Source organism: Sphingomonas sp. R86520 (genome assembly GCF_042466285.1).
Lineage (GTDB): Bacteria > Pseudomonadota > Alphaproteobacteria > Sphingomonadales > Sphingomonadaceae > Sphingomonas.
Genome location: NZ_JAXHBZ010000001.1, coordinates 1,569,983 through 1,593,420, shown reverse-complemented (window position 1 = coordinate 1,593,420; position 23,438 = coordinate 1,569,983). Strand labels below are relative to the sequence as shown.

At 63.0% G+C, this 23,438-nt stretch carries 19 protein-coding genes; 9 read left to right on the top strand and 10 right to left on the bottom strand.

All coding sequences use genetic code 11. The features are described from left to right. The first annotated feature begins 139 nt into the window (after positions 1 to 139). The gene (locus tag SJY41_RS07260) at positions 140 to 1,039 is read left to right on the top strand and encodes an alpha/beta fold hydrolase (RefSeq protein ID WP_380780381.1); all 900 of its coding nucleotides are present in this window, start codon (positions 140 to 142) and stop codon (positions 1,037 to 1,039) included. 297 nt (positions 1,040 to 1,336) lie between these two features. On the opposite strand, the gene SJY41_RS07255 is transcribed toward SJY41_RS07260, so the two are convergent. The 5 genes from SJY41_RS07255 to SJY41_RS07235 form a co-directional block, all read right to left on the bottom strand. After that, positions 1,337 to 2,293 carry an alpha/beta hydrolase fold domain-containing protein gene (locus SJY41_RS07255; RefSeq protein ID WP_380780379.1) on the bottom strand — a complete coding sequence of 319 codons (957 nt, stop codon included), beginning with the start codon at positions 2,291 to 2,293 and terminating at the stop codon, positions 1,337 to 1,339. Positions 2,294 to 2,302: 9 nt separating this feature from the next. Further along, positions 2,303 to 4,390 (bottom strand): alpha/beta fold hydrolase, encoded by a 2,088-nt coding sequence (locus SJY41_RS07250; RefSeq protein ID WP_380780378.1) that lies wholly within the window; start codon positions 4,388 to 4,390, stop codon positions 2,303 to 2,305. 2 nt (positions 4,391 to 4,392) lie between these two features. After that, the gene (locus SJY41_RS07245; protein ID WP_380780376.1) at positions 4,393 to 6,675 is read right to left on the bottom strand and encodes a TonB-dependent receptor; all 2,283 of its coding nucleotides are present in this window, start codon (positions 6,673 to 6,675) and stop codon (positions 4,393 to 4,395) included. Positions 6,676 to 6,832: 157 nt separating this feature from the next. Next, the gene (locus tag SJY41_RS07240) at positions 6,833 to 8,320 is read right to left on the bottom strand and encodes a PLP-dependent aminotransferase family protein (protein WP_380780374.1); all 1,488 of its coding nucleotides are present in this window, start codon (positions 8,318 to 8,320) and stop codon (positions 6,833 to 6,835) included. A gap of 65 nt (positions 8,321 to 8,385) precedes the next feature. Then, positions 8,386 to 8,973 carry an FMN-binding negative transcriptional regulator gene (locus SJY41_RS07235; protein WP_380780372.1) on the bottom strand — a complete coding sequence of 196 codons (588 nt, stop codon included), beginning with the start codon at positions 8,971 to 8,973 and terminating at the stop codon, positions 8,386 to 8,388. A gap of 200 nt (positions 8,974 to 9,173) precedes the next feature. On the opposite strand from SJY41_RS07235, the gene SJY41_RS07230 reads away from it, so the two are divergent. Beyond that, on the top strand, positions 9,174 to 10,832 hold the full coding sequence (locus tag SJY41_RS07230; RefSeq protein ID WP_380780369.1) for an amidohydrolase: 1,659 nt from the start codon (positions 9,174 to 9,176) through the stop codon (positions 10,830 to 10,832). 204 nt (positions 10,833 to 11,036) lie between these two features. On the opposite strand, the gene SJY41_RS07225 is transcribed toward SJY41_RS07230, so the two are convergent. Further along, on the bottom strand, positions 11,037 to 11,543 hold the full coding sequence (locus tag SJY41_RS07225) for a MucR family transcriptional regulator (protein ID WP_380780368.1): 507 nt from the start codon (positions 11,541 to 11,543) through the stop codon (positions 11,037 to 11,039). A gap of 1,019 nt (positions 11,544 to 12,562) precedes the next feature. On the opposite strand from SJY41_RS07225, the gene SJY41_RS07220 reads away from it, so the two are divergent. Beyond that, the gene (locus SJY41_RS07220) at positions 12,563 to 14,221 is read left to right on the top strand and encodes a M66 family metalloprotease (protein WP_380780366.1); all 1,659 of its coding nucleotides are present in this window, start codon (positions 12,563 to 12,565) and stop codon (positions 14,219 to 14,221) included. Positions 14,222 to 14,250: 29 nt separating this feature from the next. On the opposite strand, the gene SJY41_RS07215 is transcribed toward SJY41_RS07220, so the two are convergent. After that, a complete protein-coding gene (locus SJY41_RS07215; RefSeq protein WP_380780365.1) occupies positions 14,251 to 14,922 on the bottom strand; it encodes a hypothetical protein in 672 nt (223 codons plus the stop codon). Positions 14,923 to 15,018: 96 nt separating this feature from the next. Between SJY41_RS07215 and SJY41_RS07210 the strand changes: the two genes are divergently transcribed. From SJY41_RS07210 to SJY41_RS07200, 3 genes are read left to right on the top strand one after another with little or no spacing between them, the layout of a single operon-like run. After that, positions 15,019 to 16,017 (top strand): L,D-transpeptidase family protein, encoded by a 999-nt coding sequence (locus tag SJY41_RS07210; protein WP_380780363.1) that lies wholly within the window; start codon positions 15,019 to 15,021, stop codon positions 16,015 to 16,017. A 51-nt stretch (positions 16,018 to 16,068) separates the two neighbouring features. After that, positions 16,069 to 16,935, top strand: a complete 867-nt coding sequence (locus SJY41_RS07205) for a hypothetical protein (RefSeq protein ID WP_380780361.1) — start codon at positions 16,069 to 16,071, stop codon at positions 16,933 to 16,935. Positions 16,936 to 16,961: 26 nt separating this feature from the next. Next, on the top strand, positions 16,962 to 17,387 hold the full coding sequence (locus SJY41_RS07200; protein ID WP_277983229.1) for an ion channel: 426 nt from the start codon (positions 16,962 to 16,964) through the stop codon (positions 17,385 to 17,387). A gap of 1 nt (position 17,388) precedes the next feature. Here the strand turns inward: SJY41_RS07200 and SJY41_RS07195 are convergent, their stop codons facing one another. Next, the gene (locus SJY41_RS07195) at positions 17,389 to 17,808 is read right to left on the bottom strand and encodes a hemerythrin domain-containing protein (protein WP_380780359.1); all 420 of its coding nucleotides are present in this window, start codon (positions 17,806 to 17,808) and stop codon (positions 17,389 to 17,391) included. A 128-nt stretch (positions 17,809 to 17,936) separates the two neighbouring features. Between SJY41_RS07195 and SJY41_RS07190 the strand changes: the two genes are divergently transcribed. From SJY41_RS07190 to SJY41_RS07180, 3 genes are all read left to right on the top strand, one after another. Then, positions 17,937 to 18,656 (top strand): hypothetical protein, encoded by a 720-nt coding sequence (locus SJY41_RS07190; RefSeq protein WP_380780358.1) that lies wholly within the window; start codon positions 17,937 to 17,939, stop codon positions 18,654 to 18,656. Between the two features lie 158 nt (positions 18,657 to 18,814). Continuing rightward, a complete protein-coding gene (locus tag SJY41_RS07185) occupies positions 18,815 to 19,429 on the top strand; it encodes a carbonic anhydrase (protein WP_380780356.1) in 615 nt (204 codons plus the stop codon). Between the two features lie 51 nt (positions 19,430 to 19,480). Further along, complete coding sequence (locus SJY41_RS07180; RefSeq protein WP_380780354.1) at positions 19,481 to 20,461, top strand: endonuclease/exonuclease/phosphatase family protein; 981 nt, start codon at positions 19,481 to 19,483, stop codon at positions 20,459 to 20,461. 232 nt (positions 20,462 to 20,693) lie between these two features. On the opposite strand, the gene SJY41_RS07175 is transcribed toward SJY41_RS07180, so the two are convergent. Beyond that, positions 20,694 to 22,652 (bottom strand): alpha/beta fold hydrolase, encoded by a 1,959-nt coding sequence (locus tag SJY41_RS07175; protein ID WP_380780353.1) that lies wholly within the window; start codon positions 22,650 to 22,652, stop codon positions 20,694 to 20,696. Positions 22,653 to 22,896: 244 nt separating this feature from the next. Then, the gene (locus SJY41_RS07170) at positions 22,897 to 23,286 is read right to left on the bottom strand and encodes a four-helix bundle copper-binding protein (RefSeq protein ID WP_380780351.1); all 390 of its coding nucleotides are present in this window, start codon (positions 23,284 to 23,286) and stop codon (positions 22,897 to 22,899) included. Positions 23,287 to 23,438 lie beyond the last annotated feature (152 nt).

Sequence of the window (23,438 nt, the reverse complement as noted above, 5' to 3'; positions counted from 1 at the left end):
AGACGCCCAATAATGGACATAGGCCGGCCGATGTCGTTCCTGATACCGGACCTTCGCATCTGCAGGCAATTCCCTCTAGTAAGCGCAGCCCGTCGCGAAAGTTCTCGGCGAACCACCGAACGAAAGAGAACGTCCCGCCATGGACATTGCCAAAGCAAACGGGATCGAACTGGCTTGGGAGAGCTTCGGGAATACAAACGGTGAGGTGGTCCTCCTGATCGCCGGACTCGGCACCCAGATGATCCGCTGGACCACCCCATTCTGCGCTGACCTCGTAGCCTTGGGCTATCGCGTGGTGCGCTTCGACAACCGGGACGCTGGCTATTCGACGCACCTCGACGCGTACCCGGTCGTGGATTTCGGCGCGCTAGCGGCAGCGCTTCAAGCGGGAGAACGACTGGAGGTGCTGTACACACTCTACGACATGGCGGCGGACGCGATCGGGCTGATGAACGCGCTGGGGATCGGGCAAGCTCACATCGTTGGCCGGTCTATGGGAGGCATGATCGCTCAGATCATGGCCAGCGAGCACGGTAGTCGCGTCCTATCGCTCACCTCGATCATGTCGAGCACGGGCAATCCAGCGCTCCCTCAGGCTGCGCCGGATGCCATGGCGATGATGATGCAGCCGATGCCCGACCCCTCCTCCGATCGAGCCGGCTTCCTGTCTCGAAGTTCAGCCTTCGCCAGACGCATCGCGGGCACGGGATACCCTTTCGATGAGGAAGCCCACCGTGCGCTGGTTTCGGAAGAGCTCAGCCGCGCCTATGATCCCGCCGGAACGGTCCGCCAGATCGCAGCCATTGGCGTGACCGGAGATCGGCGCGCCCGGCTGTCGGCCATTACTGCACCCACGCTGGTCATTCATGGAAATGACGATCCGTTATTCTTGCCGGACTGCGGGCGGGACACAGCCACTTATATTCAGGAGGCCGAACTCCTGCTGATCAATGGCATGGGACATGACCTCCCGGTTGGTGTGTGGCAGCAGATTGCAGGAGAGATCGATAGGGTCGCGCGACGAGCAGTACCCGCATAACGTAGCTGACGACGCTATCCCGCCTCAATTCCGCTATAGCCGTCGGAGCGCCAAATCACTGGACTTGCGCGTAGGCGGTGAGGCTCGAGATATACCCGCGACCGGCCGGATCTGGCGGTAGCTGTCCTTCAGCGGCGCATGCCTAGATGACGGCTTCGTCCCACTTATTGCCCTCCGAGGCCAGCTTTGGTGGGCCGATCGAGCGACGGTGTGGGTAAGATTAACGAGCGTCTGAAGTTGGGAAAGCCGGGGAGGGCGATGGATGGCGACTTATGGGTCACCGCTTCTTGGTAGCCGTTAGATCAAACGAGTGCGTATCCATAACGCGCCGTCGCGGATTGCCTTCAAGGCGAGAGGGGCGATAGACATCGCTTCGAGAAAGCTGTGGGTCGCGCCGGGATAGAACTCGTGCATGACGGCACAACCGGCAGCCTTGAGTCGATCTTCGAGCTTGAAGCTTTGTTCGGCCAGCACGTCGAGTTCCGGGATAAGGAGCAACACCGGTGGCAATCCCGACACGTCCCTTGCTGAGAGCGGGCAGGCGTAGGGGTCATCGCATTGGTCTGCCGATACGAGATACTGATCGAAGAAGTAGATCATGTCGGCCTGGGTCAGGATCGCTTGTGGTCCGCCGTACGCCGCCTCGGCCGCATCGGACACATGCCCGGAAAATGCACCGTAATTCGATAGTATCCCGCGCAGCGTGATTGCGCTGCCAGTGTCCCGAAGTCTCAGACAGGTTGCCAGAGCGAGGTTCGCGCCTACCGAGTCACCGCCGATCACCAGTCGCGTTGCGTCGATACCGAACTGGGTGCCGTGCTCGCCCAGCCAGCCGACCAGTGCGACGATGTGGTCGAGCGCGACGGGATATTTTGCTTCCGGCGACAGGGGGTAATCGACGCCTACCACGACGAACTGACCGGCATCCGCATATTCGCGCATCAGCCGGTCGTGCGTATCCAGGCTGAAGAACACGAAACCGCCCCCGTGGATGTAGATCAAGGCGGGCGCACCCTCCGCGGTAACCCCGACCGGACGGTGGATCCGCAGGCGAAGCGCGCCCACGCCGGTTTCGATCTCGACATTGCGGGTCTGGCTCATCGTGGGACCACCCGCCGTCCAGCGCTCGCGCATGCGTTCGGCAACCAGACGTGCCTCTACGGTCGTCAGATCGTCGAGCGGCGGATGCTGGCGCCAGTCACCGCGCAGGATGTCCGTAAAGATGCGGATATCGGGATCGAGCCGGGTGTCCATGAGCGTGTCCTACAGGTGCGCGTCGAACCAGGCCATGACGCGGCGCTGGATGTCGGCCTGATGTTCGGGTTCATGGAACCAATGCGGTTCGCGCGGATAGCGGACCATCTCGGCGGGCTTCCCCAACAGCTTCAGGCCGCGGTAGAATTCGAGCCCGAGCGTGACGGGGACGCGTGTGTCCTGTTCGCCGTGAAGGACGAGCACGGGCGTGTGGACCTTGTCGAGCAAGCGGATCGACGACACCCGATCGAGATCGGCAAGGTGCGCGGACGGTTCGCCGAAATAGCCGGTGGTGAAGTCTGGCGTGTCGGTGATCCGCGCCATCGCGGTCATGTCCGTGGGACCGGCGCCGACGACCGCCGCCTTGAAGCGGTCGCCGTGGGTGACTGCCCATGCCGACAGGAACCCGCCATAGCTCCAGCCGCCGATGCCGAGACGCGCGGGGTCGGCGATCTTCCGGGCAACGAGCATATCGACGCCGTCGAGCACGTCTTGGTAATCCATGCCGCCCCAATCGTTTCCGACCGCGCGCGCGAACGCGGTACCCTGACCGTCCGAGCCGCGCGGGTTGGGCAGCAGGACTGCATAGCCGTGGGTCGCCAGCATCTGTGCCCATTCATGCCAGCTGCCCAGCCAGCCCGACCACCACGCCCATTCGGGGCCGCCATGAGCCTGGACGACGGTCTTGATCGGCATGCCCGGGACGTAGCCGGGCGGCGTCACGAGGACGCCGTAGATCGCCTTTCCGTCGCGAGTGTTGGTCCAGGATATCTGACGGACCTGGCCTAGCTTCCAGTTCGCGACCTGCGGGTTGATCGTCGTGATCGGACGGACGCGGGGGCCATCAATGGTCCAGACGTCGGCGGGTCGGTCGGGGCTCGACAGCGAGACCGCGAGATGGCGCCCGTCGCGGCTGGCAGTGACGTCGGAGGCCTCGCCGTCCAACTGCGCCATTGGCGTGACGCTTCCATTCGCCCGCGCGATCCTGACAAGCTTAGACCGGGTTTGTTCGAACGACAGCGCGACGATCGAGCGGCTGTCCGCCGCCCAGCGGACCTGCGTCAGCAGCCCGGGGTGATCGTCCGCCAGCGCCGATAGCATGCCGGTCGCGAGGTCGTACACGCGCGCGCCGACGCCGATGAAACCCGGCGTGCAGATTTCCGAGCCGAGGACCGCGGTGCCGTCGGGTGACCAGAGCGGACCTTCCGCGGCGTGCTCGATCAGCGTCTTGCCGACTGTGCCGCTGATCGGATCGAAGAGCGCGATGCGGGAATGGTAGAAATACTCGTTGATCGCGGTCGTGTCGGTCACCCGCACGGCCATCCGCTTGCCGTCCGGCGACCAGGCCATGTTGCTGATGCTGACGTCTGCCGGCGAGATCCGGCGCGCTGCGTGACTGGCTAGGTCGAGGATCCAGAGCCGCGTCACGTGGCGCGTCGTGTCCATCTCGACCCAGTCGCGCTTGGCCGCGCGATCGGCCTTTTCCGCAGGGGTATCGGGATCCGCGCTGAAGAAGGCGATCCTGGTGCCGTCCGGCGACCAGACGAAATCGGCGATGTCGCCCGGCAGTGCGGTGAGCGGGATCGCTTCGCCGCCGTCGCGCGCGATCATCCAAAGCTGGCGGGACGGTTCGCCGGATGCCGCAGGCGCGGTCGGCGGGGTCGCGTCGACCGGTGCACCAGGACCCGCGGAGATATCCGGTTTGAACTCGAACCCGGTGTCAGCGCCACCCGACAACGGGTTTTTCCGGTTAGACAGGAACGCGATCGACCGGCCGTCCGGCGACCAGCGCGGCGTATCGTCCGCGCCCGCACTGGTGATGAACCGCCGGGCAGGCGTGCTGCCGTCGCTGGGCACAGACCAGATCGTCCGCTGCTCCGGGCCAAAGGTCGCCATCTGCGGCTGGACGGTGAACAGGATCGTCCTGCCGTCGGGCGACATCTCGACATCGCGCATGTCGTGGAGCCGCATGATGTCGTCGGGCGCGATCGGCCCGCCCTTGTCCGCGGCAACGGGCGCCGTCGTTAGGGGAAGTGGTGCCGTGGCGGCCAGCGACAGTGCAAGCAGCGGAAGCATCCAGTTCAAGCGACGGCGCATCGTCAAAACCCGATGTCGACGCGCAGGCCGTAGGTACGCGGCCGGATGATCGAATAGGCCGGGGCGACCTGGTCGGTGAACGGCGCGTTGAGAACGCCGCGCTTGTCGAGCACGTTGTTGACGAACCCGAGCAGCCGGACGCGCTCCATGACCGTGACCGAGGCGCGCGCATCGAACTGGTTGAAGTTCCCGCGCGTGTTGGTGTTGCCGAACGCCACTGGGGCGGACGAGACGTAGCGATGCGCGACCTCGAACGTCGGCGCCAATTTGACGTCCGGCAGGTCGAGGACGAGGTTGTTCGCGACCGCCCATTTCGACGAACCCGGCAACGTCGTTCCCGAGGCATAGCCGCCACCGACCGCAAAGCTGTCCGGCAACAGGCTGGTGAGTTGCGCGTCCTGATAGGTGACGTTGGAGCTGAACGTTAGCGCCCTGGTCAGCTTGACCGTGCCCGAGAACTCGACGCCGCCGATGTTCGCGCTACCGGCATTGGTGACGTAGGAATAATAGGTAGGCCCGGGGCCGAACAGCCGCGCCTGAATATTCTTCCAGTCGATCGTGAAGACCGTCGCGTCGAGCAGGATGCGGTTGTCGAACAGGCCGAACTTCACGCCCGCCTCGTAATTGTCGACCTTGTCGCTGTCATATGCCGTGGGTATCGTCGCGAGCAGCCCTGCGTTCGGATTGATCCCACCGACGCGGAAGCCCTTCGAATAGGTCGCGTAAGCCAGGAAGCCGGGTACCGGGCGGAACGAGATCGTCGCCTTTGGCGTGAAGCCATCCTCCTTCTGGTCGACGCTGCCGGTCGAACCGACCGGCGTATATCCGCCGGGATAGCCACCGAGCGCGCCAGCCTGGTTGGTGACGGTCGCCTTGGCCCGCGTGTCGTAGTAACGGCCGCCGACCGAGATCTCGAACTGCTCGACCGGGCGCCATGCCAGCTCGCCGAAGACGCCCAGATCGGTATTGAGCGTATCCGAGACATAGCCATAGAGGCGATCGTTGGGCGTCAGTTGCGTCCCGCCAAAGCCGCCGAACAGGGCCGGGTTGGCGTTGATGAAGGCGCCCGCGCCCTGCTGGTAGATCTGGTCATAGCTGAACTTCTTCGCGCGCAGATAGCTTGCACCGATGAGCCAGCGGACCGGGCCATTGCCCGCGGATGCGAGGCGTGCCTCGACCTGTTTGATGTTCGCGTTCGCGTCGCCCAGCGAATAGGCCGCCGCGTCGCCGGTCGTGACCCCAGTGACATAGGCATAGGGGTAGGAGAAGACGGTCTTGTTCTTCTTTTTGTCGACCGAGCCGAACACCGTAAAGTTCGCAAATCCGAGATCCTGGTCGAGCCGCAGCGAATTGAGGAAGAAGCTGGTCTTCTGCGGCTCCTCGCGCGCCGACACCCGCGTCAGCGAATCCAGCGAGGTCAGATAGGTCTGATCGGACAGCTTACTCTGCTGATAGGTCGCCAGATACGTGATCTTGGTCCCCTCGGCAGGCGTGAAGACGATCGATCCGCGTGCGCCGCGGGTGCGAAAATCGTTGCTGCCCTGGTTGCTGGTGCCGGTGTTGTCGAGATAGCCCGCATCATAGCGTTGCAGTGCCATCACGCGGACCGCCAGTTTGTCCTTGATGATCGGCAGGTTGAACATCGCCTTGGCGGCATAGTTCAGGTCGCCGCTCGCATTCTTGGTCGAGCCGATCAGGCCTTGCGCGGCGGCGTCGATCTTGCTCGGATCGGCGGTCTTGACGACGTAGTTGACGAGGCCGCCGAGCGTCGACGAGCCGAACAGCGTACCCTGCGGTCCGCGCAACACTTCGACCCGGTCGAGATCGAAGGTATCGACGTCGGGGATGCCGATCGGAAAGCCGGGCTCGACCAGCGGGATTTCGTTGAGATAATAGCCGACCGTGGTCTGGCCCTGCTCATGATAGGTGGTCGCGGCGATCCCGCGGATCACGACTTCCGAGATGCCGGGTTGGTAATCGTTGAAGACGACGCCCGGCAGCCGCGCGATGTAATCCGACAGGCTGTTGGCGTTGGCCTTGGCGAGCTGGTCGCCGGTCACTGCGCTGATCGGCATCGCGACGTCGCGCAGGGACTCTTTGCGCTTGGTCGCGGTCACGATGATGTCGTCGGAACTGTTCGTGAGCGGCTCGGACGCGACGGGGGCGTCCGGCGATGCGTTACCGGGCGCCGTGACGCCCGCGACCTGTGCGAAGGCCGGTGTCGCGATCAGCCCTAGCGCTGCCGCGCTCACCAACGCCGTCGTAGTCAGAAACCGATATGTCATTAGCTCGCCCCCAATGCTCGGCGACCGGCACGTCCCGCACCGCTCGCATCAAATTGCCCGAACCGTCCTGCGGCCATCTGCAGTCTTTTCGACCGTCACGGCTCTTATTTCGAGCGGACAGGGTCAGGCCAAACTGGAACCGTACAAACATCCAGTCCTATGATGCCGACGGGACCAAGGGACAGATGCCGCCTGCTGCGGCCAGCGAGGTCAGTGCGCGAACGGCTTCGCCTTCGGTCAGGCTGGCAAAGCCGAGACGGAGGCCGCGTGGCGCGTCGTCGGTAGTCGCGAACGACGCGGACGCGGCGAGGCTGAAGCCGTGCGCGGGCGCTCCCGCCTCGATCCGGGCGAGCAGCGCGGGGTCGGCGAACCGCAGCCAGAAGGCGAGGCCCCCATCGGGAACGCGGTAGTCGATCGCGGTCCCGAACGTCGTGGTGAGCGCCTCGTCGAACGCGAGGCGACGTTTGGCATAGATCTGCGTCGCGCGGCGGGCATGGCGGCGTAGTTCGCCTTCGACGATCAGGTCTGCGGCCGCGTCCTCGGTCAGCGTGTTGCCCATGCCGTCGGTCAGCGAGACACCGTGCGCCACCGCCTCGATGAAGGTGCTGGGGGCAGCGATATAGCCGACCCGCAACGCCGGGAGCAGCAGCTTCGACAGCGAACCGACATAGATGACTCGGCCGGGGGCATAGCTCGCCATCGGTAGCAGCGGCTGCGATTCGAAATGGAATTCGTGATCGTAATCGTCCTCGATCACCGCGAAGCCGAATTGCCGGGCGAGTTCGAGCACGCGCAGGCGACGTTCGGGGCGTAGCGCGACCGTGGTCGGGAACTGGTGATGCGGGGTGAGGAAGATCGCCCGGACACGGTGCTTGCGGCAGGCGCGCTCGATCGCGTCTACGTCCGCACCATTCTCGTCGAGCCCGACCGAGACGATGTTCGCGCCGAGATCGGTGAACGCGGCGACCGCGGGTTCGTAGGTGAGGACCTCGACCAGCACCGTGTCGCCCGGCAGCAACAGCGTGCGCGCGGCGAGGTAGATGCCGTTCTGGCTGCCGCGCGTGATGCAGATATCGTCGGCCGTCACCGCCAGCCCGCGTTCGCCGCGCAGCATCGCCGCAACGGCTTCGCGCAGCCGGGGCGATCCGCGCGGGTCGCGATATTGCATGCGGTTGTCGCGGCTCGCGCGCTGCACCGCGGTCCGGTAGGCGCGCGAGAGGATATCGGCAGGAAACAAGCGGCCGTCCGGCGTACCCTCATCGAGCTTGATGCCCTTGCCGGGCGATAGCGCGAGCGAACGTTCGGGTGGTGCGCGAAACCGGTATTCGGGGGCGGTGGTCGCGCTCGGCATGGACGGCTGCGGCGACGGCTTCCGCACGGTCGTCGATAGCGCCGCGACGATGGTGCCGCGCGTGCCCTCCGACATCAGCCAGCCCTGCGATATCAGGTCTTCATAGGCGAGGACGACGGTCTTGCGGTTGACGCCGAGTATTGTCGCAAGTTCGCGGCTGCTCGGCAGGAAGGCGCCGGGTGGCAACCGACCGCGCTCGATCTCGTGGATGATCGCGTGGACGATCTGGAGGTAGAGCGGGGTGCGCAATGCCGGATCGATCCGACCCAGCGTGATTTTCCAGGGTCTCAGCATTGGCCCGCCATCCCGATCGACAAACGGGTATCATACGGGGCCAAGCAGTGCCGGCAAGCGGCGTTCTATCCGCGATCCCGCGCGAACCGACGCATCCAGGAGACGAGCGCGGGGTTGGGGTGCCGTTCCACTATGGCCGCGAACGTCTCGGGCGCTTCGTCCTGGCCGAGCTTGAAGCGGCCGGTAAGACTGGTGACCGTGGCGCGGAAGGCGATGATCGCCGATGCCATTCCGTCATAGCGGGATCCGAGCTCGCGCGCCGTCCAGCGATCTCCCTCCATCGCGAACGTCAGGGCATCCAGCGCGTGATCGGTCTCGTCGGGCAGGAAGACGATTTGTGCATCGATGACGAGTTGCGTGTAATTCCAGGTCGGTCCCCAGTCGCGGCGGTCGGCATGCGCGGGTGAAACATAGCCTTGCGGTCCGTTGACGAGGATCGTCGCGCTCGGCGCCTGGACTAGCCGCGCGTGGAGGGGGTTGCGCCGTCCCATGTGGCCGAGCAGATGCGTGAGCCGTCCGTCCGCATCATACTCGCCTAGCAGCGGGAGCAGGCTCGGCGGAGCATGTTCCGGTGTCGTGACCCACGCGAGGGGATAGTCCGCGATCAGATCGCGCACGTCGCCGGGTTCGAACGTCGCGAACGCCGCGCTCATGCGATGGCCGACGCGGTAGCAGGGCGGTGGTTCGTCATGATCTCCCCTTATGCCGCCACTGTCGCGACCGCCGTCGCCGCCGCAAGCGCCAACACGCAAAATCCGGGAGGGCCAGTGTTGGCTCCGCCGGGTTCCGAAAATTGGCGGGTCCGCGCTGGGCCAGCGTCTGACACGATCGTCCGATGGGTGGGGGCACGACGATGATTGACCGGCGGATGGTGTTGGCAGGGGGACTTGCATGGGCGTCCGTGGGGCGGGCACTCGCGATCGAGCGCGTGCTGGAGGTCGCCTATATCAACGCGAACGCTTGGACCGGCGACCCGCGACATCCGCATACCGATGCGATCGGCCTCGTCGGCGACCGGATCGTCGCGATAGGGGCGGGGGCGGTGAAGGCGGCGATCGGTCGCACCACCAAGGTCGTCGACCTGAAGGGCGCGTTCGTGACGCCGGGCTTCATCGACAACCACACGCATTTCCTGATCGGTTCGGCGACGTTGGCGCAGCCGGACCTGCTGTCCGCCACGTCGATCGCCGACTTCGCGGGGAGGCTCGGAGCGGCAGCGAAGGCACGGCCGGGCAAGTGGATCCTCGGCGGAAGTTGGGACGAGCAGCGGCTGGGCGGTCAATTGCCGACGCGCGCGTGGATCGACTCGGCGACCGGGGATACGCCGGTCGCGATCCCGCGGACCGACCTCCACATGTACCTGCTCAACACGGCGGCACTGAAGGTGGCGGGCATCACGCGCGATACGCCGGACATCGCGGGTGGGGTGATCGTCCGCGATGCGAAGGGCGAGCCGACCGGCATCCTCAAGGACAACGCGAAGACGCTCGCCGAGCGCGTGTTCCCGGCACCGACCCCGGCCGAGCGGCAGGCGATCATGCGCGGCGGTATCGCCCACGCGCTCAGCCACGGATTCACCCAGGTCCATACGCCCGAACCGTTCGACTGGACCACGTACGAGACCGCCCGCCAGCTTCGCACCAAGGGCGAGACGGATCTGCGCTTCTACTGTTTCGTGCCGATCCGCGACTGGGAGAAGATGGCGGCGATCGTCAAGGCCGAGGGGCGAGGGGACGACTGGGTCCGCTGGGGTGCGGTCAAGGCGCTGGCGGATGGATCGCTAGGCTCGCGTACCGCGGTGTTCCGCGATGCCTATACCGACGCGCACGACCAGCACGGCGTCCGCGTCACGAGCCTGGCCGACCTGAAGGCGTATGTCGGCGGGGCGGACAAAGCCGGATTGCACGTGACCACGCAGGCGATCGGCGACCTCGCCAACGACGACGTGCTCGACCTGTATGCAGACGTGGTCCGCGAGAACGGCGCGCGCGATCGCCGCTTCCGGATCGAACACGCGCAGCACCTGTCGCAGGCCGCGATCCCGCGCTTTGCCAAACAGAAGGTGATCGCCTCGGTCCAGCCTTTCCATGCGATCGACGATGGACGCTGGGCAGTCGAGCGGATCGGCCAGGCGCGACTGCGGGGCACGTACGCGTTCCGTTCGCTGATCGACAGCGGCGCGACAGTGACCTTCGGATCGGACTGGCCCGTGGGGCCACTCGACGCGGTCGAGGGCATCTATGCTGCCGTCACGCGCGAGACGATCGACGGCAAGAACCCTGCGGGCTGGCTTCCCGATCAGAAGACGACCGTCGACCAAGCGCTGACGGCTTACACGGTCAACAATGCCTATGCCGGGTTCCAGGACGGCAAGCTCGGCCGCATCGCGCCCGGTTATCTAGCGGACCTGACGGTACTTGACTCCGACCTTCTGAGAACGCCCGTTGAACGAATTAAGACGGCTAAGGTCGTGCGTACCATAGTCGGCGGCAGAGAGCGCTTTCAAGCATAGGATCGAACACAATCCCTTCCCGTCGTCCGTCTTCAATTTGCCATCAAAGTCGGAATTTGGCTGTGGCAGCGAGATGAACGAACGACCGTAGTTGGAGATCGGAGAAACTGCCAGGAACGTCCGGGTGTGGGTCGACACAGACCGAAATCAGTAACGCTTGGCAGTAGCCTGGCTTCCCGCTTTCCGGGAAGCCAGGCCTCTGAGTTAGTCCGCCGCTGTATCTTCGGTCTTGCGCTTGCGCGGAGGCGGAGTGGGCTTGGCGTCCGCCTTGACTGCATTAGTCTGGCCAGGCTTACGACCCAAGCCAATGCTTTTGGCCATTGTGCGGCGCGCTTCTGAATAAGTAGGAGCGACCATAGGGTAATCAGCCTTCAGGCCATAACGCTCGCGATACTCCACTGGCGTCATGCCGTTAGTCGCAAGGTGACGACGCAGCGTCTTGTACGGCTTGCCATCGATCATGCTAATGATGTGGACGGGGCTGGCGAGCGACTTACGCGCCGTCACGGCCGGAGTATATTCTTGAGCAGGTGCCTCGGGCTCAGCAGTCGCAGCGTTTCCGCCGACCAGCACCGAAACAGTTTCGTACATTTTGTTCAGGAAGGCCGGAACGTCGTCAGCATTGGTCCGCGTGTTGGGGTTGGCTAACCACGCGATTGTCAATTCCGTGGCGAGCTCAACGGGGTTCAGATCGAGGGTAGTGTCAGACATGTACGGGCTCCATTTCTCGAGGCGCATCTAGGTATTTGATTGGTTGCTGGCAATCTCAGATCGGTTGGGAATATGGATTTGAGGTTGGCACACGGATCCGGTCTGGAAATGCGGTAATCGCATATCGTTCGATGTACCGATGTTGCTCGTTCTTGGACTCTCACCGAGCCAGCTAGCGATCCCGTGGGATGATAGAAAGTTGGGTAACTAGCTGTGATGGAACGGCATTCCGACATTGGCGTTTTGCGATTATGCAACCGCCACGGCATATTCTCGAACTAGCCCATAAGCAGGGCATCAAAGCAGGGCGAAAAGTCGACAATACACCGTTAGATTGCCCATGGCCTCGTGAGCTTCATGAGGAGGTCTATGCGTGGCTGTCAGGTTACAGCGTCGCAAGGCTAACACGGCCAAGCCACAGAGACACGAGGTGAACCCTGCCGGGCACCTTGGGCGGTGAGCCACGCGGACATATTGATGTTGTCTGCAGCAGCGTAAAATCGATGTTAGGCTTTGGTAGGGAGGTGTTGCCTTGGCCTCGAGTGGGGAACAGGCGCAACGATGCGGTCTGTGCCATCTTTGGTACGGCTCACCGCAAACAGCGCACGTAACTATGGCGACGGTAATCTGCTGTTCATCGATTTGACGAAACTCCTGCGTTGCCGAAGAGCGGCGGGGGAGTCAGGTCATTGGTAAGTAAGCGGTTTCTTTCGGCCAGCGTGGCCAGTGCATGTCTTCTGTCCGCCTGCGGAGGAAGTGATGGTAGTGGTTCTTCTACCGAGAGCGCACCAATCGTAGTCGTACCTGCACCATCTCCGACGCCAGCGCCGACACCCACCCCAGCGCCAAGCCCTACGCCGACCCCTGCTCCGGCTCCGGCTCCGGCGCCAACGCCTACGCCGTCACTCACGCCAGCTCCCACAGCCGCCATATCGGCCTCGCTCGACTTTGCGCAGACGCATGTCATTCCTGCAGCAGGCACGACGTGGTCGCTGAAGAACGGTACGACGAATCTCCATTTGATCGGTGGTCGAACTGCGTTGGCGATCGTGCGGTTCGGCACGGGAACCGTTACATCGCCAACGATCGAGGCGATCCGCGGTGGTGCGCCGATAGGCACCGTCGCACTGGCCGCTCCAGCATCCCTGCCGACAAGCGAGGGCGGCGGTGCGACCTATGCCTCCGATGCCTGGACTGCCGACCTACCTTCCGGCTGGATCACTCCAGGGACGAGCTTCCGGATCACTGCGGCGAACTACAGTCCGAGCCAGCCGGTCGTGCCGGTGATCGGCGCGAACAGCTCGATGGCACTACGCGTGCTCCCCTTCTATCTGTTCGGCGCGAACGAAACCAATACACAGCCGCTATCGGTTACGCAGCGACCAAGCGATGCGGTGAAACGCGAACTGCTTGCGAAGTGGCCGCTGGCGAGCCTCAACGTGGCGACACACGGGGTGGGGTATGTCAGCTGGGATCGGTTGATCGTCGCGCCCAATGGAAGCCGCCCTGCATATCTGATGACGAATGCAGACCAGGAGAAGGCGGGGTTCGAGGAACTGGGTGCGGTTCTGGGCATCATCGGCAAGCTGCGTGCGGCGAATGGTGAGGATAACACCGACAACCAGTATTATGCTGCGCTGCTGCCGCTCGATGCGGCGGGCAAGTACAAGTCCCCGGGCGGTGGACTTGGCACGATTGGCGGAGGGACCGGAACGGGGACCTACACTTATACCGGCATCTTCTTCCACGAGCAGGGCCATGCTTTTGGGCTGCCGCATGCCGCTGACGGCTATGCCGATGGGGCTTATCCTTATGTTGCCGGCAGTCTGAAGGGATCCGCCTGGGGGTACGACTTTGGAACACGTCAGTTTCTGAGCCCTCTGATCCCGACGACGGCATCGAGTTACAAGAATTGTGCGACGAACCATCAGCTCGATGGGTCTGGGCGGTGCTACAAGCAGGATCCGATGCAGAGCGGGTCGGGTGATCAGGACCCTTCCTACCTGTTCGCCGATCTGTCGGATTATAACGCTGCGCGCATCCAGCTCTGGCTCGAGGGCGTGACCGCGACGGACGCGAATGGCGCCTTTACCTACAGTGGCGGGCGCATCTTCGTCGAACCGAACGGCTATTCGCGCTGGAACAGCATCACACAGACCCGCGTGCCGTTGCCGGATGGTGACAATACCGTCAGCAGCGGACTGTACGGGATCAACTATAACCTGCCCACGCAACGCGATGTGCCGGTCTATGCGATCATCGTCGGTTTCAGCCGGGCAGGCACAGTGGGAGCCTCGTACATCTACGCGCCGCTGCGCTTCACCGGCAATCTGATCCGCACCTTCGACCCGACCAATTCGCAGGACTTGGCGGACATCAACATCGGATCCGGCAAGTACAAATGGTACTGCCAGTCTAACGGTTGCGACTACACGGTGCGCGTAACCTATGCTGATGGCTCGGTCGCTCATCAGGTGCTGAAGAGCGCGTTCAGAACATGGTTCAAAAGCGATCAGGCCGAACCGGGGACCGCGACCGATCCTAATTTGGGCGATAGTTTCCGGAACTGGGCGATCAATGTGCCGGCAGGTCAGGCCATCAGGAAAATCGAGTTGTTGGATACGCCGATGGTCTGGAAAGGAATGCCGGCAGATCCAAAGGTCCTACTGACCCGGTGACCGGCGCCGTACCAAGCCACCATTCACCTTTACCGCGTGAAGAAATATCCGACGCAGAACAGGAATAGTGCCCCCTCCAATAGGCCGACGATCACGTCGCCCGCGGCCCGCAAGTAGCTGACTCCCAACGTCTTTGCGAACCAGCGTGTCTCGACGAACCAAAAGTTCACGATGCTCAGCACGGCAAGCGTATGACCGACGGTGGACGCGGTTTGATGATGGTCGAGGCCTACGCTGACGCCAACGCTGACGCCTAGTGCAAAGACTGCTGCGGGATAGCACTGCTCGTAGAAGGGCTGTCGTAACGAGCCTCGGTCGAGCTTGGTCTTGCTGCGGCGCACCAGCCGAGCGGCCAAGAAAAGGGGAAAGGCCGCGAACACCACAACCCGGAGGACCAGCGCGCTGGCATTGTCGTTGACGAGGTCCGCCAGACCATGGTGGCTGGCAATGATCGCGTCGGTTTGGCCAAGCGCAGTCGATACCGTGTGTGACAGCAGCAACGCCAGAGCGAGGAACAGGGGCGGGCTTACGACCGACGCATATTGCTCGTCTTCGGGTAACGCCGCCTCGCTATCGATCTCCGTCATGATACCGATCGGCCGGAACACCGCGCGCCAGAGCGTGATCGGAAAGAAGAGCAGCCAACTCATCACCTCATAGAGGAGTTCGTCCAGCGAATTGAGCCACTTCATGAAGTCCATGCGGTATCATGTGCGATCCGCGTAGTGGCCGCAACGGTGGCTTGCCATTCTCGGCAAGAGGCTATTTGATTGCGGTCGAACCGGGGGGAGCTTTGGATGCGACGTTTCATAGTCGGGCTTGGTATCTCCGTACTGGCGGCCCTGGCCACGTCTCCGGCGGAAGCGCAGGGTGCGACCGCGAGCTCACCGACCGAGTTCGTCCGCATGGCCGAACGCCTCAAGCCGGGCGAGTGGGTGTGGGCGCCAGGGATCGCTCCAGCAGGTCAGGTGCTGGTCTATGTCGATCTCTCGCGGCAACTGGCGACCGTCTACCGTAACGGCGTGCGCATCGGGGTGACGTCGGCGTCCTCCGGCAAGGCCGGTCATGAGACGCCGACCGGCGTGTTCACGATCCTGCAGAAGGACGCGAAGCACCGCTCGAGCAAGTATAACGATGCGCCCATGCCGTTCCAGCAGCGACTGACGTGGGACGGCGTTGCGCTCCATGCAGGCGGCCTGCCGGGCTATCCTGAAAGCCATGGCTGCGTGCACCTACCGTACGGCTTTTCACGCGACCTGTTCGGCATCACGTCACTCGGCGCGACCGTCGTCATCGACGGCAATGCAGCTGATCATGTCCGTACGTCGGGTACGAGTTTGCTGGCCCCCTTCGACGGCAAAGGAAGGCCGATCGAGAAGACACTGTTGAGCGGGCAGCAGTTCACGTGGCGGCCAGAACGGTCGCCGTCCGGACCGATGACAATCATCGTGTCCAAGTCCGATGCGCAGGTCGTTGTGATGCGCGGTGGTGTCGAAATCGGTCGTAGCGTCGCCGAGGTAAACGACAAGGACCCGGGCAGCCACGTCATCAACCTGACGACGGCACCCGATGGCGCGGCGCGCTGGGTGTATATCGGCTTGCCGGGTCACGAAGAGGAAGCCGGCCGTGCGCTCGACGAGGCCGTCATCAACCGCCTCCGATTGCCGCGGGCATTCTATGAGCCCGTCCGCGCTGCACTGCGTCCAGGAACGACCATCCTGATCACGCAATCGCCCGTTGGGACCAGTGGCGGTGAACCAACAACGATCATGGACGCCATCATTCCGCAGCCGTAAATATCCTGCATCCTGCCGAAAAAGCGGCGGAGCACGAACAGGGAGACTATCATGCCAATCATGAAGAGCTCGACTGCACTTACCGCCCTACTGTTGGCGGCAACCTCTGTCCCGACGATCGCTAACGCTCAGTCGACGGGTCTCGAAGACATGGTCGGCGCACGCGCAGGTCAGGCGGAGGCTGAGTTGCAGCGGCGCGGCTACGTCAACACAGGGGGGCAGCAAGGTGACGATCGCAGCTACACGAACTGGTGGAACGCTGCTCGCCGCCAGTGCGTGACGATCGCGACCATGAACGGTCGCTACAATTCGATCCAGCCGACCACGGCACCCGATTGTCGTCAGTCGGCCAGCACGCGTCCGAACCCGAACTATCAGGGGCAGCCCGCCAGCCGTCCCCGCCCGGGCTATGAACCCGATCCTGGCTACGGCCAGCCGCCTTACCGTCCAGGGGGCAATCAACCGGGGTATCCGGGCGGCGGGCTAGTGGTCGACGGCCGGAACGTCGATCTCGGCCTCGTCTGCTTCGGCGATGGGTCCAAGACGGGCATCGCAAGTGGGACGACATGGACATGGAACCGTGACCGTGATCGCTATGAGTATGGCACCTACAACACCACGAGAACCGAGGTGTTCGATGCTTCGCTAATGGTCCAGACGTGGGATGGCGGCGGTCGCATCCGCCTTCCGCGGTCGCTGATCCCGCCGATCAACTCGCGTGGTAACAGCGGTTGGTGGGACCTGTACGACATGTCCGTAAGCCCTGACGTCATCCGTGCGACCTATCGCCTGAACGGCCTCAACAAACCCCGCATCGTGATCGACCGGCGGAGCGGCAGGATCACGGTCCAGGGAACTGCGAGCTATGGTTTCCGCGGCACCTGCGACATGATCGGTCATGAGCCCCGCAGGTTCTAGGCGGCAGACTGGCTGGTACCAAGACGATGCTGATCGAACTCGTTCTGTCGACGGCACTCGTCGTGACGACGGCCGTGTTCCACGGTCTTGGCCTGCTGACGATCGGGCGCTCGCTGCGTGCGCTCGATCGTGGTGCCGTCGACGTGGAGCTCAATCCCCTGTCGAAGACCGGGGCCGCCTATACCAGTTTCGTCGTTCTCGGGCTGCTGGCGCTGGCCGGCATCGAGATCTGGTTCTACGCCATCGTCTATCTCGCCATCGGCGCGACGGCGACGTTGGCCGCCTCTGTGTACTTCTCCACCATCACCTACGCGGCGATCGGCTTTTCGGACGCGTCACTGGCTGCACCGTGGCGCCTGGTCGGCGCGATCGAGGGCATCAACGGCGTGCTCTTGCTGGGCTGGTCCGTTGCCTTCCTGGTCGGGGAATTGCAGCGCGTGCGACACCGCTAGCCTAGCGGCCGGTGTCCTGCCCGATGAGTGGATATAGTTCCTGCTCTTCGAGCTTGATGCGCTGGGCGAGCGCTGCCAGCAGCAGACGGGTTTCCTTCACGAACGCCGGCCATTCGGCGACGACGCGGTTGCTGGACCATATTGCGAGATAGTCCCGAAACCGCTGATCGAGATCGCCCATCTCGCGCTCGAAAAGGCTGGCCAGATGCACAACCCTGCCATTGGCATGGGCTTTCAGCGCAGGGTAAACATGCTGGTCCTCATGCGCCAGATGAATGGCGAGGCGATAGCCCAGCTGCCATTTGGCTTTGGCGAGCGCCTCTAGGTCCGGGGCTGAAGCATCAACGACAACGCCGAGCGCGCGAGCGCTTTCCTCCAGTGCACCATGCTGATCACCCAACATCTTGCGATCGATGCGCATCACAATCATCCATCTACTGCGCCACCCGCCGTGGCCTGGCAGTCATATCGAGAGCCTCAACGCCAACGTCTTGTCATCCAACGGGTGCCCGACGCAAAGTACTGCGATCTGTTGCGAAAGGTCACGCCATGAACCGCCGACGCCACCCTCCCTCGACACGGTCATACCGGGCCGCGGTCAAGGCGATCGTCTCGGCGGTACAGCGGCGCCACGACCTCAACGATGTCGAACTCGCGGATCGTCTGGGTTGCTCTGCCAGCACGGTGAGAAACGCCAAGCATGAGCACGCCAATCTGGATGCCGTGACGCTGGCCAGTATGGAGCACCGGTTCGGGCCGGGCACCCTGGACCCGTTCCTTGCGCTGGGCGGGTCTCGCGCAGCGCCACTGGCCGACAGACTGCCCGATATCGATCCGGTGCTCGACATCGTGGCGGCACTTCACCGACTGATAGCGGCGCAACATTCCAGCAGCGAGCACGGCTACCTGATCACGTCGCAGGAGCTGCTGGCGATCCTGCATGAACTGCGGGACGCCCGTATTGCCTTCGACACGCTGATAGCGCTTGCGGAGCCGGGTCTGGCAACTGCGCCGCCAGCGACGCAGAAATGGTTCAGAGATACCTTCGCGACGCCTCATGAGGTGCCTGCTCCCGATAGCCATCCCGCGCCACCCGACCCAGGCGGCAGCGACCAGCCACCGATTGGGTTCGAAAACGACGCCCTCGAGATGACGATTGAACAGTTGGCTGATCGATATGCGGTTTCGCCCGAGCAGGTTGAGCTGTGGATACGTGCGACGGACGAGACAATAGCGTCCGGGCTCGCTCGAATTAAGCAGGCCCCTTAACCGTACGGAAGGCTATCACCCGAAATCGTTCGGGCGTATCTAGTCGTAGGGCAATGGAGTTGATCATGACATCGCACGGGGGTGCATCACCCGTTTCTCGGCGGTCCATTCTAGCCGCGTCGCTAGCCGGTCTCGGCGCTGCCGCTTCTACGTCTGTCATGGCCCAATCGATCGTACCCAAGCCCCAGAACGTGGTCAGTCCGACAGGGGCGCTCGAGATCCTTCGCGCCGGCAACCGGCGATACGTCGAGGGTACGACGAAGCGCCATGCCTTTGCGCATGAGCGGGCTGCGCTTCAATCGGGTCAGAACCCGTTCGCCGCAATCCTGAGCTGTGCGGACTCGCGTATTGCGCCCGAATACGCGTTCGACAGCGCGCGAGGCGATCTGTTCGTCGTCCGGGTCGCCGGCAACTTCCTCTCCGAGGATGGCCTTGCGAGCCTGGAATATGCCGTGACCGTGCTCGCGACCCCGCTGATACTGGTGCTGGGTCATGAAGCGTGCGGCGCCGTCAGCGCCGCGATCAAATCCATTACCCAGGGAGATGTCCTGCCGGGCCATCTTCCGAGCATCGTCGAAGCCCTGCGGCCTGCAGTCGATGAATCGAAAAGCACGCCGGACATACTGGCGCAAACAACGCAGGCGAACGTGCGACTGACCGTTGAAAAGATCGCCCGATCCAGCCAGATCATCGCAGACATAGTCGCGCAGGGCAGGGTAGCAGTTCGGGGTGGTCTGTATCGCCTGGGTACCGGCCAGGTCGATTTTTTCTAGGCGGACCCTGCGATGACATCCCGGTTAATGGCATGTGCGCTCGGACTGCTAGTGCTCATCGATCATGCGCCAGGTCGGGCCTTGCGACAGATCGCAGCAGGTCCGGTGCCGTCGAGCCCGGCCCATGCGTCGCCGGATGGGACCGACCTCAAAGTCCTAATCTACAATATCGAGGGATTGCAGTGGCCTGCACGGAAAGGCCGGGCGAAACACCTTCGGGAAATTGGTGAGATCTTGCGGAACTTGCGGGAACGGGGCGAGGCACCTGACATCGTCCTGTTCCAGGAAGCGTTTTCACCAGCTGCCAAACGGGCCGTAGCGCGCACCGGCTATCCGGTCATCGTCCGCGGTCCATCGCGAAAGGCGAGAAGTGTCTACTCGATCGGCACCAAACTGCCCGATCGCGCCCGCCCGGCCAAAGGCGAGTTGGGCGTCAAACTGATGTCTGCCGGGCTCATCATCGCCAGCCGTCTACCCGTCGTCGAGATCATCTCGGATGCATACTCCCGGCGAAGCTGCGCAGGCTTCGACTGCCTTGCGAATAAGGGAGCCGTACTGGCGCGTATAAAGATACTCGGCGCCCCTGAGCCGATTGATATCGCCAATACGCATATGAACGCGCGTGGCGCGTCGAAGGTATCGCCTGAACGCCATCTGGCTTCGCACTTGGCGCAGACACAGGAACTAGCCCAATTCCTCCAAAATCATCACAATCCTAGCAATGCCCTGATACTTGCCGGTGATTTCAACATGGCCAGGTCCGCGGATCGCTTCTCCTCTTTTCGCGCGCACCACCCGATGCAGCTCGTTCACGAATATTGTCGTGATAGGCCGACCTGCGCTGTGAAGATGTCATGGGACGGAGACGCCCCGTGGATGGACACGCAGGATCTACAATTCTTCTCATCTGGAGCCCGTGTGAAAATCGCGCCCGTTGGCGTCCGCGCGATGTTCGATGGCTCGCCGGGTAGTCCTCGGCTGTCTGATCATGACGGCTTTGAAGTTACCTATCGGCTTACATGGTCTCGCTAAGGGTCGCGACCGCGCGTTTTGAAAAACCGGTCTTGTGGTCACGAGCCGTCGATAATTGCGCGCGATAGTCAGCGATCCAGCCGTCCCCACTCATGTAAGGAGAATGAAAAGCGGTCCCGCCGGCGACGATATCCGTACATGAACAAACGGCCGAAGTTGGGAAGACCGGGTGAGCCCGCGAGTGTCTGCTTGTGGGTCACAAGCGAGCGGGTGGAGGGTATACCGAACCCATCTATACCAGCCAGTCAAAGCCCCGCTTCAATCGGGCCGCGCCATCGCTCTCGAATGGGCGGCCATGCGTGAAGATCACCCGCTCCGGCGCAAGCGCAACGACCGCTCGCACTGCTTCTTTCGCGGCCGCGCCGCCCATTCGTACCGGAAGACGCAGGTAGCGCGCCGTCGTGCCATCCGTGGCGGCGGAAGCCTGCATCAACAGGCGGGAGATTGGCGGCAATTTGTCCGGTTCGAGATTTTCGATGAGGTCGACCAAGATCAGGGTACGGGTCGGCCGATGGAAGAACCAGACTTCATTGAAGCCCGCGCCCCCCGACACGATGCCTTGGTCCAGCGTGTCGGCCCATTCCGAAGGGGGTGTCTCACCAAGTTCGGCATCGAACCGCACTGACGATTCGCGAACCTGCGCTCGGTCCCGCAGTCCCGGCGCAGCCCAGGTCGTCGCATCGGGATAGGCACGCTGCCAGTGGGCAAGAAAGGTCCAGTGGGCGATGTTGGGAGCGACGAGATGCCGGACCTTGCCGAGCTCGTCGACTGCCTTGGCAACCTCGGGGGAGAAGGGGGTTGGCGAGTGCAGCAGTAGATCGCCGTTCTTTAGGCGAAAGACCGTCATCCGAAGCGGCAGCTTCAGCCCCATCGCGTTGATCGGCCCGCTATCGACGATCCAGATGTCCTCAGCAAACGGCTTGGGGACATCCAGTGGCGGATAGGTAGCCCGAGCGCGGGCAGCCGAATCGTCCGAATGCCGCCTGTGCTGGGTCAATACCCACAGGCTAATTGCGGCGACGCCGGCAGCACCAACGGCCCAAGCTCGTCGGCTACCCCTTGTTGGTGCCTGATCCGCAAACAACCGTCGCATGTCAGCCAACAGAAGTTGGGGTTGTTCCAGTGCCGGGAAATGGCCGCCCGCATTCATCTCGGTCCAGTGGGCGATCCTGTAGGTCTTCTGTACCTGCGAACGCGGCGGTGGTGGGAAGATGGGATCGGGGAAGGCGGCGACACCGGTGGGCACCTTGATGCGGGTGCCAGCCGGAAACTCGCCGGATCCCTCCAGCACCCGACCTCGGTACATCCAGGTCGAGGTGATGAACGAATGTTCGACGAGGTACAGCATGATGTTGGTGAGGAGCAGGTCCTCATCGAAGACCTGCCACAGATCGGGGCGTCCCTGCTCGTCGCGGGGCACGTCGGACCAAGCGCCGAACTTCTCCAGGATCCAGGCAGCGACACCGACCGGGCTATCTGCCATGGCGACGCCAAGTGTCTGCGGACGGGTGCCCTGTTCTTGCGAGTACCCAGTCTCCTCCTTGGCGAGCCTTGCCCGTCGCGTTGCCCAGGCAAGTTCGTGAGGCGTCTTCGGAATTGCGTCTGCAGCCTGGATCAAAACCATGTTGAGGTGCAGCGCCGCGACCGCTTCGGGGTGATCATGCGCCATCCAGCTCCCGATCGCTGCTCCCCAGTCGCCGCCTTGCACCAAATACCGGGCATCATCGAAGAGTTCGGTCATCAGGCCATGCATTAGTTCGCCGGTTCGGCGTGGGCCGATCGGAGCAGCGGGGCGGCCGGAGAAGGCGTAGCCTGGCAGCGAGGGCACGACGACGTCGTGACCATCGGCGACCAACGGCGCGATCAAAGCTTCGAACTCGATGAACGAGCCGGGCCATCCGTGCAGCAGGAGGAGCGGTCGGCGCGAACCATCGCCTCGCGCGTGTAGGAAATGCAGCTTCTGGCCGAGCACTTCCGTCATGAACTGTGGCAGGGCATTAAGACGGCGTTCCTGTGCACGCCAGTCGAACCGAGTGCGCCAATAATCCACGAGCCGCTTGAGGTCGGCGATGCCAACACCTGATTGCCAGCCCCCGGCGTCTGGGAGAGTGTTCCAGTCGAACGACGCGACTTTGGCGTTGATGGCGGCGAGCCGTGCGTCGGGCACTGCAATCGTAAAGGGCTTGGCCATCTTGTATCCTCTCAGCCCGAGGGGCACTGCCGCCTCTCGTGCTGGGTCAACGCATTGGGGCACGTCCCGTTCATACCGCCGGGGGGGGTGCCCATCTCACACGGTTCATGTGTTCACTACTTGTGAGGATGAACAAGCGTCGGAGGGTGTATAGCGACAAGGGCGGGCTGAACGTCCACTTGGACGTTCTACCGAAGTTGTTAAATGCCCCTGCGCCCTAAACCTCATCATGCGCGTCTCCGCGTCAGCCGACTGTCACGAGTGCTGTGCGGCAATCATCCGCACATTCGCGACACATCGTCGCACATAGACGACAATGCTCATGATCATGCTTCTCGCACTCCGCCGCACAGGCTTCACAGGCCTGGATGCAGGTTTCGAGCTGTGCGCGCAGGACGACAACATTCTGCCCGGTTCGACGGACCGCAACATGCGCTGTGGCCGTACAGATGTCCGCGCAGTCATGACACATGCGTATGCACAGGCGCATATCCATCGGTTCTGCAGTGCAGGCATCGGCGCAAGAAGTGCAGAACAATGAGCACAGCATGGCATGCCGCGCCGCAGTGGCGATCGCTTCGCTGAAATCGTTGCCGACATCGGGGTGAAGCCGGATCATCTTCTCGATCGACATAGGCGTGTGTCCAATCTGTACCGCTGCTCAATATACATCGCTCAACGTCACGACGAAGCCATTGATCCGACCGATACCTGCTCCACTCTTCAAATTCGCCGAAATTGGAATTGGGCGCCCCCGCGAGGGCACACTACGCTGCTTGGGTTTGG

What these genes read in the sequence shown, in the direction of transcription:
- SJY41_RS07235 (WP_380780372.1), bottom strand. Translation starts at nt 8,973, where the DNA reads ATGAGCGCGGCGTTCGCGACGTTCGAACCCGGCGACGTGCGCGATCTG.
- SJY41_RS07255 (WP_380780379.1), bottom strand. Translation starts at nt 2,293, where the DNA reads ATGGACACCCGGCTCGATCCCGATATCCGCATCTTTACGGACATCCTG.
- SJY41_RS07205 (WP_380780361.1), top strand. Translation starts at nt 16,069, where the DNA reads ATGCCAATCATGAAGAGCTCGACTGCACTTACCGCCCTACTGTTGGCG.
- SJY41_RS07170 (WP_380780351.1), bottom strand. Translation starts at nt 23,286, where the DNA reads ATGTCGATCGAGAAGATGATCCGGCTTCACCCCGATGTCGGCAACGAT.
- SJY41_RS07240 (WP_380780374.1), bottom strand. Translation starts at nt 8,320, where the DNA reads ATGCTGAGACCCTGGAAAATCACGCTGGGTCGGATCGATCCGGCATTG.
- SJY41_RS07190 (WP_380780358.1), top strand. Translation starts at nt 17,937, where the DNA reads ATGAACCGCCGACGCCACCCTCCCTCGACACGGTCATACCGGGCCGCG.
- SJY41_RS07260 (WP_380780381.1), top strand. Translation starts at nt 140, where the DNA reads ATGGACATTGCCAAAGCAAACGGGATCGAACTGGCTTGGGAGAGCTTC.
- SJY41_RS07195 (WP_380780359.1), bottom strand. Translation starts at nt 17,808, where the DNA reads ATGCGCATCGATCGCAAGATGTTGGGTGATCAGCATGGTGCACTGGAG.
- SJY41_RS07215 (WP_380780365.1), bottom strand. Translation starts at nt 14,922, where the DNA reads ATGGACTTCATGAAGTGGCTCAATTCGCTGGACGAACTCCTCTATGAG.
- SJY41_RS07230 (WP_380780369.1), top strand. Translation starts at nt 9,174, where the DNA reads ATGATTGACCGGCGGATGGTGTTGGCAGGGGGACTTGCATGGGCGTCC.
- SJY41_RS07185 (WP_380780356.1), top strand. Translation starts at nt 18,815, where the DNA reads ATGGCCCAATCGATCGTACCCAAGCCCCAGAACGTGGTCAGTCCGACA.
- SJY41_RS07250 (WP_380780378.1), bottom strand. Translation starts at nt 4,390, where the DNA reads ATGCGCCGTCGCTTGAACTGGATGCTTCCGCTGCTTGCACTGTCGCTG.
- SJY41_RS07225 (WP_380780368.1), bottom strand. Translation starts at nt 11,543, where the DNA reads ATGTCTGACACTACCCTCGATCTGAACCCCGTTGAGCTCGCCACGGAA.
- SJY41_RS07200 (WP_277983229.1), top strand. Translation starts at nt 16,962, where the DNA reads ATGCTGATCGAACTCGTTCTGTCGACGGCACTCGTCGTGACGACGGCC.
- SJY41_RS07210 (WP_380780363.1), top strand. Translation starts at nt 15,019, where the DNA reads ATGCGACGTTTCATAGTCGGGCTTGGTATCTCCGTACTGGCGGCCCTG.
- SJY41_RS07245 (WP_380780376.1), bottom strand. Translation starts at nt 6,675, where the DNA reads ATGACATATCGGTTTCTGACTACGACGGCGTTGGTGAGCGCGGCAGCG.
- SJY41_RS07175 (WP_380780353.1), bottom strand. Translation starts at nt 22,652, where the DNA reads ATGGCCAAGCCCTTTACGATTGCAGTGCCCGACGCACGGCTCGCCGCC.